Origin of the sequence: Mediterraneibacter butyricigenes, assembly GCF_003574295.1 — a bacterium.
GTDB lineage: Bacteria > Bacillota > Clostridia > Lachnospirales > Lachnospiraceae > Mediterraneibacter_A > Mediterraneibacter_A butyricigenes.
In genome coordinates this window covers 1,015,784-1,029,246 of sequence record NZ_BHGK01000001.1, presented here as the reverse complement: position 1 = coordinate 1,029,246, position 13,463 = coordinate 1,015,784, and the positions used below count along the sequence as shown (strand labels likewise).

Here is a 13,463-nt window from a genome sequence, read left to right as displayed (position 1 = left end):
ATCCCAAGCTTATAAATGTGGTCTTTAGGAATACCTGAGGCGATCAGGTCATTATCAGATCTTTTTCTTTGGATGCATTTCGGACTTTGAATTCCATAAGAAATCCATCCATATTTTCACTTAATGGGTACATGGCGATATCGTAGCGCCCGCGTCCGCTTTCCCGGTTGGAGACAATACGGTACTGATCCCGTAGTGAATAGAAGTAAAGCTGCCGACCTGCTAATTGCAGGGGGCAGCTTTTTACAGGAGAAATTATATTGACGAAAAAGGGATGTTCCCGTTGCAACCTTTTTTGGAATATTATTTATGCGGTTAAAGAGATTCAGAGCGTATTTACTATACAAGGATTGCCTTCATATCCTCCGGAAGCGGCGCAGTGAACTCCATCTTCTCTCCCGTGACCGGATGAGAAAACCGCAGATGATAAGCGTGAAGTGCTTGCCGATTGATAAATTCCATATCCGGGTTGTAGAGATAGTCTCCGACCAGTGGATAGCCCAGATGTTTTAAATGGATTCGGATCTGGTGGGTGCGTCCGGTCTCCAGTTGTAAGGCCAGAAGACTGTGGCTGTTTTTGCTTTCGACAACCTGATAATGAGTGATCGCCGGTTCGCCCTGTTCAAAATCTACGGTGCGTTCAATGATCGAACCGGCCTTTCGCCCCAGAGGTGCATCGATGGTTCCTTCAGAAGGAGCGGGGATCCCGCGGACGATGGCACGATATTCCCGGTGAATCTCCCGGTTTTTGGTCATCTGAGCAATCCGGGTGGCGCTGTAAGAATGTCTGGCTACGAGCACCAGACCGGAGGTATCCCGATCCAGTCGATTGGTACAGTGGAAGACAAAGGGAAGTCCCTGTTCCTGGTAATACCAGGCCAGTGCATTTGCCAGAGTGTTGTCATGATTTTTGGCGGAAGGATGGACGGGCATGCCGGCCGGTTTGTTGACGACCAACAGATCCTCGTCTTCATACACCAGATCAAATGGAATCGGAACCGGTAAAATGTTGGGAGAAGAGGACGTGGTCGTGATGGTTACCGTGAGGATATCTTTGGGCTGCAGAACGGTTTTCAGAATACAAGGCGTCTGATTCACACAGACACTGCCCGGTATTTTACGGAGATCGGTCAGATTTTGCCCGGAAAAACCACGCCTGCGAAGAAATTGTTCAATTCGCAGGCGTGCATCATGTTCGGAGATAGAATAAGTTAAAATGCGGGTAGCCGGTTTCATAGGATCCTCCAATTTGATCTTTCAGTCTAATCTTTCAATTTGAACTCTTAACATTCGGGAAAATTATTCCCGGAAGCATCGATTTGCCATAGGAAGAATCAGAGCAGCTACAACATGGAAAATCTTTGGATTTTCGAAAAATCAGGAATATTTGCGAACCCGTAACGGAACCTGAAGGCGATCCGCCAGTTCCTGACTTGCTTTGATGTCTTCGTCGGAAAGAACATCCACAACCGTAAATTTTACAGAAGGGATGGCTTTCTGACATTCTACACCAAAAGAGAGCATAGAGTCAAAGGCATCCGGAAATTCCGGCCGGGTTACATCCTGATACGCTTCCTTCGTAGGAGCGTTCAGGCTGATAGAGACGGAATCTACGACCTGGGCGAGTTCCGGGATCACATCTCGCTTGTGATAAAGATTGGCAAGCCCGTTGGTGTTGACACGGATCGAGACTCCGTAACGTTCCTTTGCGTATTTTGCGGATTCAATCAGATTGTCCAGAGCGCAGGTAGGCTCTCCATAGCCGCAGTAGACCAGTTCAGTGTATCCGGTAAAATCAAACTGATCCATAGCGGCTTTGATCTCTTCCAGAGAAGGATCCTGTTTGTGCCAGAGGGTTTCAGAATCTCCCACATGATCCTTGTGACTGCGGATACAGAACCTGCAACTGCAGTCACATTTGTTGGTGATGTTTGCGTAAACCTGATTCTTATAGGTGTATAAAATATCTGCCATGAGATTAAGCCTTCTTTCTGATTGGTAATCCCAGCCATTCTTCGGTCCGGGATTTCATGTGCGCCTTGTCGAGTGCGACTGCAAGGGCAAGGAAAATGATAGCGCTTCCGCCGGACTGCACGGCACTTCCGGCAAAGGATGCCAGTACGGAGACGAAGGAACCGAATAAAATGCCCTGCGCCAGATAATATCCGGTTGCGGAAAGCAGTGCAGCCAGGAACGGGGCGATGATGTTGCGCGGGCAGAGGATCCGTCCTTCTTTACTGGTGAATGGAAGGGTAATGATCATTTTGATCATGATGGTAGCAGGTGCCCACAAAGGTGCGGTCAGAAGATCCGCCATACCACCACCGATTGCAGCCGCAGCCATTGCGTAAGGACGTGGAAGAAATACGGCTGCCACATAGATCAGCGCATCGCCGAAATGGATATATCCGCCATTGGCACCGTATGGAACATGGCAAATGTATGCGGTCATAATGGTGATCATTGCGGCAAAAACGCCGGTCATGGTAAGGCTTAAAGTTTGCTGCCTTTTATTCATGATATGTCTCCTTTTCTGGTAAGCATCCAGAGATAAGGTTCATAATTGACGCCGTCATTGGCGGGAACCTGTTCCCTGGCTGAGTCTTTCATTGCAGTTTCAATGAAAGTAGCGGCAAGACGCACCAGATCGTCGGGAGAATCCCCACGGGCAATGCCACCGGTCAGGATGGAGGCAAACAGATCCCCGGTGCCGGAATAACTTCCACCGATATAAGGAAATGCCTGCATCTTGCATTGCTCTTTCGTGATGGAAAGATTGCCCATCTGTGCAATACCGGTTTCCGGATCTTTAAAATGAATTCCGGTGACAATCACGGTATGTGGCCCATGGGCAATCAGTGTGTGTGCCAGGGCTTTGATCCGTTCACTCAAAAGAGATGGATCATCGATCTGAGTGAAAGTGGAGTAATCCGTATCTGTAAGAAGGCAAAGCTCTGTCAGATTCGGAGTGATATAATCGGCGCGAAGCACCAACTCTTTCATCAAATCACAAAGCCTGGGAGTGAACATGTCGTAGGAGCAACCGTTGTCGCCCATGACTGGATCCACCAGAAGGAACGTGTTCTCTCCCTGAAAACGATCCAGAAATTCAAAAATATGAAGAATCTGGGTTTCGCTTGCCACAAATCCGGTGTAAATTCCGTCAAAATGTGCCTGAAGTTTTTCCCACTCCTGCTGAAAGATTGTCATTTTATCGGTATAATCATCACAAAAATAGCTGGGGTAGCCGGTCTGTGAACTTAAAACTGCGGTCGGAAGAGGGCAGGGCGAACTTCCCATCGCAGAGATCGCAGAAATAGCTGCCACCAAAGAACAACGGCCGAAACCGGATAAATCATTGATTACTGCAATTTTCTTGGTCATAAGGATTCCTCGTTTCTTTTTGCTAGCTTCTGGTAGGATAGCATAAAAGTGGATATTCAAAAATGACCAGTTCTGAGAAAAATAACCATGCCAGTTTATTTTTTTTCTTGCTCAAAGAACGGAATCTAGTATAATATCAATAGTGCAAAAAACAGGAGGATAAATGAGATGAATAAAAAAGACGTATTAGAAATCCGCAGACAGTTTTCACCGGAAAACTGTGCGATCACAAGGATTTGCGGATGTTATGTAGATGGAGATAAAGAGATCAAACTGTTGTCGAAGGAAGCTTTTCTGTCCATGCCGGAGGAAGAAGCGTTTAAATATTATGATATTTTCAAGAAAACCCTGTCCGGAACAGTGGGACGAAATCTTCTGACCATGGAGTTCCCGCTGGAGGCAGAGAAGCCTGGCGGACGGCATGATTTTCTGATGCAGCTTTTAAAGAGCAAACTGGAAGATGACATGCTACTGGAAGAATTTTACCGGAAGGTGATCGAGTTTTATGATTATCCGGAAAATTACTATATTGTTCTGATCCATGGGAATTATGACATTCCCGGAAAAGCATCCGATGGAATGGAGATGTTCGATGCATCCGAGGAAGTCTACGAATATATGTTATGCAGTATCTGTCCGGTGTCCCTGTCAAAAGCAGGCTTAAGCTACAATGCGGAACACAACAGCATCGAGGACAGGGTTCGGGACTGGGTGGTGGCAGCTCCGGTAAAGGGATTTTTATTCCCGCTGTTTGAGGAGCGTGGAACCAACATCCACGGCGCCCTCTATTATTCTAAGAAACCGGATGAGCTGCAGTGGCCGTTTATCGAAGAAGTATTGGGCTGTCAGCAGGTGCTCTCTTCCGGAGATCAGAAGGAAGTGTTCCAGACCCTGATTGCAGATACGCTGGGAGAAGACCGGAGCTATGAAATTGTAAAAAATATCCATGAAAATCTGAACGAAATGCTGGAGGCGAATAAAGAAGACCCGGAACCGCTGGCACTTGCAAAACCGGACGTGAAGCGTCTGCTGGAAGAAAGCGGTGTGCCTTCAGAAAATTTGGAACGGTTTGAAGAAGAATATGAGCATGTGGCGGGAGAAAAGACCACATTGCTTGCGTCCAACATCACCAATACCCGTCAGTTCGAGATTCATACCCCAGATATCACCATCAAAGTGAATCCGGAACGAACCGACCTGGTGGAGACGCGTGTGATCGATGGGAGACAGTGCCTGGTGATTGCGGTGGATGACCATGTGGAAGTGAACGGGCTGGATGTGTGGACCCTGCGACAGGAAGAGGATGTGTAAAAAGTTTGAAATTGCCCCTTGACATTTTCGATAATATCATATAAAATAAATTCTGCTGTTGAACAATAGAACAGTGGAATGTGCGCGTAGCTCAGCTGGATAGAGCGTCTGGCTACGGACCAGAAGGTCGGGAGTTCGAATCTTCTCGCGCACGCTGAATGAAAAGAGTCATTGCGAATTGCAATGACTCTTTTTGTGCATTTCATAAATCTCACAGATTCAGCGGCCGGTACAGATGTCTCGGAATTCCGTCCACCATAACCGGGGAAACATCACCCTGGATCAGCGGTCGCACATAGTTGATAAATTCATCGGTTACATACGTACCGTCTTTCGTTACCCATTCTCTAGGCACAAGTTTTTCATCGTTGGCGATCTTGTGTACATCTTTCACTTCGGTTCCGCTCTGGTACGGATCATCAGAGTGTCGAACCAATACCACCATTTTACCGGAATCTCCTTCGTCAGCAGCTTTCACTGCGGCACCACCAACCTGGTAAGCTTCCAGAATATCCACGCGGGAAGCCAGGTGGGAAGCGGAACGCTGTAAAGTGCTGAGCTCGATGGCACGGGTCTTGCTACCGGTTTCGCCTGCGATAAAGCTGGAAAGATAACCGGCGGTTCCGGATAACTGCTTGTGTCCGAAAGCATCTACGAAATCGATACTGTCGCCAAGTTCGCAGACATAACGGCCGTCTTTCAACCGGATTCCTTCGGAAACGGCAATCACAACGGAAGACTTTTTCTGGAGCAATTTCTTGACGCGCTGGGTGAATTTTTCTAGATCGAACGGAATCTCCGGCAGATAGATCATATCCGGTCCGTCACAGTCTTCCCCTTTGGCGAGGGCAGCGGCTCCGGTCAGCCATCCGGCATTTCGTCCCATGATTTCCACAATCGTTACCACGCCATTTTCGTATTCCAGACAGTAGCCGTCGCGGATGATCTCTTTGACAGAAGTACCGATATATTTGGCGGCACTTCCGTATCCCGGCGTGTGGTCAGTCAGAGCCAGGTCGTTATCGATGGTTTTCGGGCAGCCGATAAAACGGGCAGGATGTCCGGTGATGATCGCATAGTCGGACAGTTTTTTGATAGTATCCATGGAGTCGTTTCCTCCGATATAGATGAAAGCTTCGATCTCCAGTTTATCCAGGATTGCAAAAATCTTTTTGTAGACTTCCATATCTTCATGGATCTCCGGCAGTTTATAGCGGCAGGATCCCAAAAACGCGGCGGGTGTGCGCTTCAATAATTCGGTATCCAGATCATTTGTAATATATTGAGACAGATCCAGATAGCGCTCCTGCAGCAGTCCCTGTATTCCGTGGATCATTCCGTACACTTTCTTTGCTCCACGGTCGATGGCGGTGCGGTATACACCGGCAAGACTGGAATTGATGGCAGCAGTCGGGCCGCCGGACTGTCCTACGATTACATTTCCTTTCATAGAAGTCACCTCCGATTAGTTTGATAATTCTATTGTACGGTAGAAATTGTGCAATGTAAACAATTACGCTCTTTTTATTAAGGAATTCTTAGAAATGCTAAGAAATGCCGTGAATTCTTGCGGAATAAGGGAAAAGATGGTAAGATATATAAAGTATGTGCAGGGGGCAGTATGACTTCCGGCACATTAGTTTGCAGGGAAGTATATTTAGTATGGAAAGGAAACAAGATACAAATGAGTCAGAGAGATGAGAGACAGCGCGAGGAATATCGTAAAAATCAACAGCGCAAGAAACGAAGAGCAACTGGCACAGGATCTTCTGGCGAGGGAAGCCGAAGAAGAACTTCCAGTTCCAATACAACCCCAAAATCATCAGGCAGCCGAAGCGGATCGGCGTCCAGAAGCGGAGCATCAGGAAGAACCGGATCAGGATCCAGAAACGGATCTGCTTCCAGAAATGGATCCGGAGCAAGAAGCTCTGCCTCAAGATCTACCCGTCCACAGGGACATCCGAATTCCCAGAGGGGCGGCAAAGGCTCGAAAGCCAGTAAGGCATACAGGAAGAACCGGATCAGCCGAAATGTTGGTCTGGTACTGACCGGAATCCAGGCAGTAGCCAGTGTGGCTGCGATGGTAGTGCTGAAGATATTAAACATGCTTCCGATGACTTATTACGCAATCATCGGTGTTCTGTTATTCTTATTCTGTGGTATTATTCTGGCAAGCCAGTTCTTCTCAAAGAAAAATGCGATTGCCGGAAAAATCTTAAGTGTGATTATTACGCTGCTTCTGATCCTCGGATGCTATTTCGGAATCAAGGGTATCCTGGCGTTAGACAAAGTGACCGGTGGGGACTACAAACTGGACAAGGTTGTGGTTGCGGTTATGGCTGATGATAAGGCTGAGAAGTTAAAAGACGCAAAGGATTACACCTTTGGCGTGCAGTACAAGATGAAGGGCGAACAGATCGAAGAGACGGTTGATGCCATGAATAAAGAGCTGGGAACAGACGTAAAGACGGTGGAATACAACAGTCTGGCAGAACAGGCTCAGGCATTGCATGATGGAGAAGTGGATGCCATTGTATATAATGAAGGCTATACCGGTATTTTGGAGGAAGCTTTCGAAGGATATTCGGACAATACCAAGGTAATTTACAGTCATGACATCAAGAGTGAAGTAAAGAACGAAAGCAAGGATGTTAATGTGAACGACTGCTTCAGCGTTTATATCAGTGGAATTGATGTGTACGGAGCAATCGAGACAAACAGCCGAAGCGATGTAAATATTATCGCGGAGGTCAATCCGACAACCCACCAGATTCTCCTGGTCACTACACCGCGAGATTATTATGTAGAGATTCCGGGAATTTCCGGCGGACAGAAGGACAAGCTGACCCATGCGGGAATCTATGGAGTAGATGCATCTATGTCAACGCTGGAACAGCTGTATGATACGAATCTTGATTTCTATGCGAGAGTGAACTTTACCTCTCTGATCGATATTGTAGATGCGCTTGGCGGTGTGGATGTGGATTCTGAGTATGCGTTTACCACCAGCAACGATTCCGGACTGGTCATGAACGTAGTGCAGGGAACCAATCACTTTAATGGCAAACAGGCACTGGCATTCTCCAGAGAACGTCAGAATGTGCCGGGAGGAGACAACCAGAGAGGAAAAGATCAGCAGGCAGTGCTTACGGCTATGATTAAGAAGATGGTATCTCCGGCGATCCTGACAGGCGCCAACGGAATCATTACCAGTGTCAGTGGAAATGTGGACACCAACATGTCTATGGAACAGATTCAGAAGCTGATTAAGACACAGCTTGCCGATGCACCAAAATGGAGCATCAAATCCATGGCGGCAGAGGGAACCGGTGACAACCAGATGTGCTATTCCTATTCTGGAAAAGCATTGTATGTGATGCAGCCGAATCAGGAGTCTGTGGATGCGATTAAAGCAGCAATTGATGCATTGGAAGCAGGCAAGACTCTGGATGATGTGGTGACAACCGAATAGAGAAGGAACTGAAAGGAGCGGGAGGTTTTGCAGAGTCTGCAAGGCCTTCCGCGTTTGAGGAAATTAAGAAATGAAGAACTGGTTTAAAAAATGGGATTTATCCGCAATTTATAAAGTGATGTTGGTGATACTGGATGTTGTATTCGTAAATGTCAGCTCATTTCTTGCACTTTGGGTGCGTTTTAACATGCATATGAGTGAGATCCCAGGGTATTACATGGATTCGGTTTGGGATCTGGTGATTATCAATACGGTATTTACCGTGATCGTATATCTGATCTTCCGTCTGTATTCCAGTTTGTGGAGATTTGCCAGTATCAAAGAGCTGGTCTACATTCTGGAAGCCTGCGCGATCTGCGTCCTGTTTAATGTGTTGGCGTATTATCTGACTTACCATCCGATTTACCGGAGCTATTTTGTGATTTACGGAACCTCGCTGTTCCTGCTGACTTGTTTCAGTCGATTTTCCTATCGGTTGCTTCGATTGTTATATCGGGCAAATATTCATGGCGGTCATATGCGGCATACCATGATCGTGGGAGCGGGCGAGGCCTGCAACGTGGTGATGAAAGAGCTGGAACTCAGTACGGAGCTGGATGCTAAGATCTGCTGTATTATTGATGATAATCCGAGAAAGCACGGCACCTATATTCATGGGGTAAAAGTCGTGGGCGGCCGGGATACCATCGTGGAAAATGCAAAGCGCTATGGAATCACAGAGATCATCGTAGCCATTCCCAGTGCGGACAAGAGAGAACAGCAGAAAATCCTGCAGATCTGTCAGAAAGTGCCAAACTGTGAACTGAAACTGCTTCCGGGCGTATATCAGTTGGTCAACGGAGAAGTGACCGTGTCAAAGTTGCGGCAGGTAGAGATCGAAGATCTTCTGGGAAGAGCCCCGATCAAAATCACCACAGAGAAGATCGGACGTTATGTTTCCGATAAAGTCGTGTTGGTGACCGGAGGAGGCGGAAGTATCGGAAGCGAGCTCTGCCGTCAGATTGCGGCAAACGGTGTCCGGCAGTTGATCATTTTTGATATTTATGAGAACAATGCTTATGATATTCAACAGGAACTGAAAGCCCATTATCCGAATCTGGATCTGGTAGTTCTGATTGGTTCGGTGCGAAACGGACGGAAGGTCAACAGCGTCTTCGCAAAATACCGTCCGGATATCGTTTATCATGCGGCAGCGCATAAGCATGTACCGCTGATGGAGGACAGCCCCAACGAGGCGATTAAAAATAATGTATTCGGAACCTATAAAGTGGCGTTGGCAGCCGATCGGTTCGGAGCTTCAAAGTTTGTATTGATTTCCACGGACAAAGCGGTAAACCCGACCAATATCATGGGTGCTTCCAAGCGGATGTGCGAAATGATCATCCAGATGTTCAGCAACCATTCGAAGACCGAATACGTAGCGGTACGGTTTGGAAATGTATTGGGAAGCAACGGAAGTGTGATCCCGCTGTTCAAGAAACAGATTGAGGCGGGCGGTCCGGTGACGGTGACTCATCCGGATATCATCCGGTACTTTATGACCATTCCGGAAGCAGTTTCCCTGGTGTTACAGGCAGGAGCCAGTGCAAAGGGCGGAGAAATTTTTGTTCTGGATATGGGACAGCCGGTGAAGATTGCAGATCTGGCGAAGAACCTGATCCAACTGTCCGGTTATACGGTAGGAAAAGATATTGAGATTAAGTATACCGGTCTTCGTCCGGGGGAAAAACTCTATGAAGAGCTTTTGATGGATGAAGAAGGCCTGAAGCAGACAGAAAATGAACTGATTCATATCGGAAGACCGATTGAATTTGACGAGGATGAATTTATCAAAGATCTGGAAGATCTGTATCAGGAAGCCTATGCAGAGACAGATCGGATGAAATATATTGTGCATAAGATTGTGCCAACCTATCATCTGCGGGAAGCAGACATCGAGCGGGATAGAAAGATTGCAGAAAGTCTGCATGATGAGTTCCCGGATCACAGATCAGAATTGCCCAGCGCATTTCTGGAGAGAGGTGTGGCAGATAAAGAAGAGAGGACAGAATAATCATGAAGATTCCATTTTCACCACCGGATATCACGGAAGCGGAGATTCAGGAAGTCACAGATGCGTTAAAAAGTGGCTGGATTACCACCGGTCCGAGGACAAAGAAATTAGAAGAGCAGATTGCAGCACGTTGCCATACGAAAAGGGCAGCTGCCCTTGGATCTGCAACGGCCTGCATGGAAATGACCCTGCGTGCGATGGGGATCGGAGCGGGGGATGAAGTCATTACGACGGCGTATACCTATACCGCGACCTGCAGCGTGATCTGCCATGTGGGAGCAACGCCGGTCCTGATCGACACGATTCCGGGAACCTATATTATGGATCCGAAAAAGGTGGAAGCAGCGGTAACGGAACGGACGAAAGCAGTGATCTGCGTGGATCTTGCCGGAATCATGTATCCGTATTACCCGGAAATTTTCGCCATTGCAGAAGAGAAGAAAGCGCTGTTCCATCCAACCAGTGAACGTCAGAAAAAAATGGGACGGATCCTGGTGATGGCGGACGCAGCCCATGCATTCGGAGCGGAGCAAAACGGAAAGAAATGCGGAGAAGTTGCAGATTTTACCAGTTTTTCCTTCCATGCCGTGAAGAATCTGACCACAGCAGAAGGCGGAGCTGTGACCTGGTCTGAAACGGTGGAATATGCCGGGATTGACAGCGAAGCACTGTATAAAGACTACATGTTATTGTCTTTGCATGGACAGTCCAAGGATGCTTTGGCAAAGACAAAGGCCGGTGCCTGGGAATACGATGTGGTGGCACCGCTTTATAAATGCAATATGACAGATCTTCAGGCGGCCATCGGACTGGCGCAGATGAAGCGCTACGACGGGATCCTGGCAAGACGACGGGAGCTGATCGGACGGTATGATGCGGCGCTGAAGCCGGAAGGTGTGGAGGTGTTGGAACATTTTACAGAAAAGGATTGCTCCAGCGGACATCTTTATCTGACGAGACTTCCGGGAAGAAGCCGGGAAACCTGTAATGAGATCATTACGCGGATGGCAGAGCAGGGTGTGGCAACCAATGTGCACTACAAACCACTTCCGCTTCTGACCGCTTACAGGAATCTGGGATTTCAGATCGAAGACTATCCGAATGCCTATGCACAGTTTGCCTGCGAGATTACGCTGCCGCTGCATACCTGCCTGACGGATGAGCAGCAGGCATATGTGATCGAGTGTTATCTGGAAGCAATTCGGAAGATAGGCTGATAAGTGAAAGATTACAGAAAGTTTGGAAAAGAACGGAGAATAACATGTTGAAACACTGGGAACAACTGCCGGAGTCCATGCAGACGGAGGCAGTCCGACCGTATTATGAAAGATTGCGCAAGCGAGAAGGTGCATTAAGAAGAAAGCGACTCTTTGATCTGTGCGGATCACTGGTCCTGACGGTACTTCTGTCGCCGGTCATGCTGGTGATCGCGATTTTGATCAAAGCAGAAGACGGGGGTCCGGTCTTTTTCAGACAGGAGAGAGTGACCACTTATGGGAGAGTCTTTCGAATCTTCAAATTTCGAACCATGATCGTGGATGCGGATAAAAAAGGACCGTTGGTAACAGGAAAAGCAGACAGCCGGATCACGAAAGTGGGAAGTAAGCTGCGTCACTTGCGACTGGACGAACTGCCGCAGGTTTTAAATATTGTGACGGGAGATATGAGTTTCGTAGGAACCCGTCCGGAAGTAAAAAAATATGTGGAGCAATATACGGAAGAAATGAAAGCAACCCTGCTTTTGCCGGCGGGCGTGACGTCTCTTGCCAGCATCGCATTTAAAGAAGAAGATGAGATGATCGCGCATTATGCGGAACTGGGAGAAAGTACGGACGAGGCCTATAGGAACCACATTTTGCCGAGAAAAATGCGTTACAACCTGGACTATCTGAAAAAGGCAGGCGTGGCGCAGGATATCAGAATCATGATAAAAACCGTGTTGGAGGTTATAAAATGAAGAAAATCGCAATTATTACGATGGGAGTGAAACTGAAAGGGGAGAAGGGATATACCCGCTTCGGATACCTGGCAGAATTCCTGACCAAAGCAGGATTTCAGGTGGATCTGATCACCACGTCCTTTCAACACTGGGAAAAAGCGCAGCGGGATCTGCAGAAGATTCAGGAGGACATAAAAGCCGGAGAATATCCATTCGGACTGCGTTTTATTTATGAACCGGGTTACAAGAAAAATGTGGATCTTGCCCGGATCAGGAGCCACAGGATTGCAGCAAAAAATCTGCAGAAAATGCTGGAAGCAAAACCAGAAGACGGAAAAGACTATGACTTGCTCTATGCGGAGATCCCACCGAATGATGTGGCAAGAGTGGCTGCAGAATACGGAGCGGCCCATAACATTCCGTTTGTGGCAGATGTAAATGACTTGTGGCCGGAAGCCATGCGCATGGTATTGGATGTGCCGGTAGTCAGTGACATTTTATTCCATCCGTTACAGAGAGATGCGGAAAAAGTATATTCTCTGGTGTCCGGTGTGGTCGGAACTTCCGATGAATACCGGGACCGTCCCTTTAAAAATCAGAAGAGAAACGTGCCGAAGATCACGGTCTATGTGGGAAATGAGATCGAAGTCTTCGACAAAGGCGCGGAGGATAATAAAGAACTGGTTCCAAAGAGAGAAGAAGAGTTCTGGGTATCCTTTGCCGGAACCATCGGGACCAGCTATGATATCCGAACCATGGTATTGGCCGGAGAAGAACTGGTCAGACGGGGACATCCGGAAATCAAGATCAAGATTCTGGGCGGAGGCCCGATGAAGGAAGAACTGGAAGAACTGGCAAACACCCGTCAGGTCTATAATGTGGAATTTGTAGGATATGCGCCTTACGGAAAAATGGCAGCGTACCTGAAACAGTCCGATGTGTTGGTGAACTCTTTTGTTAAGAAAGCTCCGCAGAGTATCGTGACAAAGATCGGTGATTATCTGGCAGCGGGAAAAGCGATGATTAACACCTGTATGAGCCCAGAATTCCGTGAAAAAGTGGAGGCAGATGGATTTGGAGTCAATATCATGCCGGAGGATGTAAAAATCCTGGCAGATGCCATTGAAGATCTTTATGAGAAGGAAGAAAAGCGTCTGGAAATGGGAAGAAAAGCCCGACAGATCGCAGAAGAACAGTTTGACCGTCCGAAGGCATATCAGAGAATTGCAAAGCTGATCACGGAACTGACAGAATAAAGAATCAGATAATTTGTAAATCAGAAGAAAAACTGGTTTGTGAAGGAA

General features: G+C 47.5%; 12 protein-coding genes and 1 tRNA gene. 7 read left to right on the top strand and 6 right to left on the bottom strand.

What is annotated here, in order from left to right; genetic code table 11:
• Positions 1–43 precede the first annotated feature (43 nt).
• The 5 genes from KGMB01110_RS15800 to KGMB01110_RS04805 all read right to left on the bottom strand — a co-directional run bounded on the left by KGMB01110_RS15800 (position 44) and on the right by KGMB01110_RS04805 (position 3,384).
• A complete protein-coding gene (locus KGMB01110_RS15800) occupies positions 44–289 on the bottom strand; it encodes a PD-(D/E)XK nuclease domain-containing protein (RefSeq protein WP_243112675.1) in 246 nt (81 codons plus the stop codon).
• A gap of 50 nt (positions 290–339) precedes the next feature.
• Entirely contained in the window at positions 340–1,236 is an 897-nt protein-coding gene (locus tag KGMB01110_RS04820) for an RluA family pseudouridine synthase (protein WP_119297735.1), read from the bottom strand.
• 141 nt (positions 1,237–1,377) lie between these two features.
• Entirely contained in the window at positions 1,378–1,974 is a 597-nt protein-coding gene (locus tag KGMB01110_RS04815; protein WP_117602620.1) for a TIGR04100 family radical SAM protein, read from the bottom strand.
• A gap of 4 nt (positions 1,975–1,978) precedes the next feature.
• Complete coding sequence (locus KGMB01110_RS04810; RefSeq protein ID WP_119297734.1) at positions 1,979–2,518, bottom strand: TIGR04002 family protein; 540 nt, start codon at positions 2,516–2,518, stop codon at positions 1,979–1,981.
• A complete protein-coding gene (locus KGMB01110_RS04805; protein WP_119297733.1) occupies positions 2,515–3,384 on the bottom strand; it encodes a pyridoxamine kinase in 870 nt (289 codons plus the stop codon). The genes KGMB01110_RS04810 and KGMB01110_RS04805 overlap by 4 nt, the downstream gene beginning before the upstream one ends.
• A gap of 168 nt (positions 3,385–3,552) precedes the next feature.
• Here KGMB01110_RS04805 and KGMB01110_RS04800 point away from each other — a divergent pair, with 168 nt between their 5' ends.
• Both KGMB01110_RS04800 and KGMB01110_RS04795 read left to right on the top strand, forming a co-directional pair.
• A complete protein-coding gene (locus tag KGMB01110_RS04800) occupies positions 3,553–4,695 on the top strand; it encodes a DUF4317 domain-containing protein (protein ID WP_119297732.1) in 1,143 nt (380 codons plus the stop codon).
• 80 nt (positions 4,696–4,775) lie between these two features.
• Positions 4,776–4,849, top strand: a tRNA-Arg gene (locus KGMB01110_RS04795).
• Positions 4,850–4,906: 57 nt separating this feature from the next.
• On the opposite strand, the gene KGMB01110_RS04790 is transcribed toward KGMB01110_RS04795, so the two are convergent.
• Positions 4,907–6,145, bottom strand: a complete 1,239-nt coding sequence (locus KGMB01110_RS04790) for a 6-phosphofructokinase (RefSeq protein ID WP_117889045.1) — start codon at positions 6,143–6,145, stop codon at positions 4,907–4,909.
• Between the two features lie 234 nt (positions 6,146–6,379).
• Between KGMB01110_RS04790 and KGMB01110_RS04785 the strand changes: the two genes are divergently transcribed.
• The 5 genes from KGMB01110_RS04785 to KGMB01110_RS04765 all read left to right on the top strand — a co-directional run bounded on the left by KGMB01110_RS04785 (position 6,380) and on the right by KGMB01110_RS04765 (position 13,415).
• Positions 6,380–8,167 carry an LCP family protein gene (locus KGMB01110_RS04785; RefSeq protein WP_119297731.1) on the top strand — a complete coding sequence of 596 codons (1,788 nt, stop codon included), beginning with the start codon at positions 6,380–6,382 and terminating at the stop codon, positions 8,165–8,167.
• A gap of 70 nt (positions 8,168–8,237) precedes the next feature.
• Positions 8,238–10,220 (top strand): polysaccharide biosynthesis protein, encoded by a 1,983-nt coding sequence (locus KGMB01110_RS04780; protein WP_119297730.1) that lies wholly within the window; start codon positions 8,238–8,240, stop codon positions 10,218–10,220.
• Positions 10,221–10,222: 2 nt separating this feature from the next.
• Positions 10,223–11,437 (top strand): DegT/DnrJ/EryC1/StrS family aminotransferase, encoded by a 1,215-nt coding sequence (locus tag KGMB01110_RS04775; RefSeq protein ID WP_119297729.1) that lies wholly within the window; start codon positions 10,223–10,225, stop codon positions 11,435–11,437.
• Positions 11,438–11,481: 44 nt separating this feature from the next.
• Positions 11,482–12,177, top strand: coding sequence for a sugar transferase (locus tag KGMB01110_RS04770; RefSeq protein WP_117889042.1), 696 nt, complete (start codon positions 11,482–11,484; stop codon positions 12,175–12,177).
• Positions 12,174–13,415, top strand: coding sequence for a glycosyltransferase family 4 protein (locus KGMB01110_RS04765; RefSeq protein WP_119297728.1), 1,242 nt, complete (start codon positions 12,174–12,176; stop codon positions 13,413–13,415). The genes KGMB01110_RS04770 and KGMB01110_RS04765 overlap by 4 nt, the downstream gene beginning before the upstream one ends.
• Positions 13,416–13,463 lie beyond the last annotated feature (48 nt).

Bases quoted from the DNA above. Each gene is read 5' to 3' on its own strand.
- KGMB01110_RS04820 (WP_119297735.1), bottom strand. From the start codon at position 1,236: ATGAAACCGGCTACCCGCATTTTAACTTATTCTATCTCCGAACATGAT.
- KGMB01110_RS04815 (WP_117602620.1), bottom strand. From the start codon at position 1,974: ATGGCAGATATTTTATACACCTATAAGAATCAGGTTTACGCAAACATC.
- KGMB01110_RS04810 (WP_119297734.1), bottom strand. From the start codon at position 2,518: ATGAATAAAAGGCAGCAAACTTTAAGCCTTACCATGACCGGCGTTTTT.
- KGMB01110_RS04805 (WP_119297733.1), bottom strand. From the start codon at position 3,384: ATGACCAAGAAAATTGCAGTAATCAATGATTTATCCGGTTTCGGCCGT.
- KGMB01110_RS04800 (WP_119297732.1), top strand. From the start codon at position 3,553: ATGAATAAAAAAGACGTATTAGAAATCCGCAGACAGTTTTCACCGGAA.
- KGMB01110_RS04790 (WP_117889045.1), bottom strand. From the start codon at position 6,145: ATGAAAGGAAATGTAATCGTAGGACAGTCCGGCGGCCCGACTGCTGCC.
- KGMB01110_RS04785 (WP_119297731.1), top strand. From the start codon at position 6,380: ATGAGTCAGAGAGATGAGAGACAGCGCGAGGAATATCGTAAAAATCAA.
- KGMB01110_RS04780 (WP_119297730.1), top strand. From the start codon at position 8,238: ATGAAGAACTGGTTTAAAAAATGGGATTTATCCGCAATTTATAAAGTG.
- KGMB01110_RS04775 (WP_119297729.1), top strand. From the start codon at position 10,223: ATGAAGATTCCATTTTCACCACCGGATATCACGGAAGCGGAGATTCAG.
- KGMB01110_RS04770 (WP_117889042.1), top strand. From the start codon at position 11,482: ATGTTGAAACACTGGGAACAACTGCCGGAGTCCATGCAGACGGAGGCA.
- KGMB01110_RS04765 (WP_119297728.1), top strand. From the start codon at position 12,174: ATGAAGAAAATCGCAATTATTACGATGGGAGTGAAACTGAAAGGGGAG.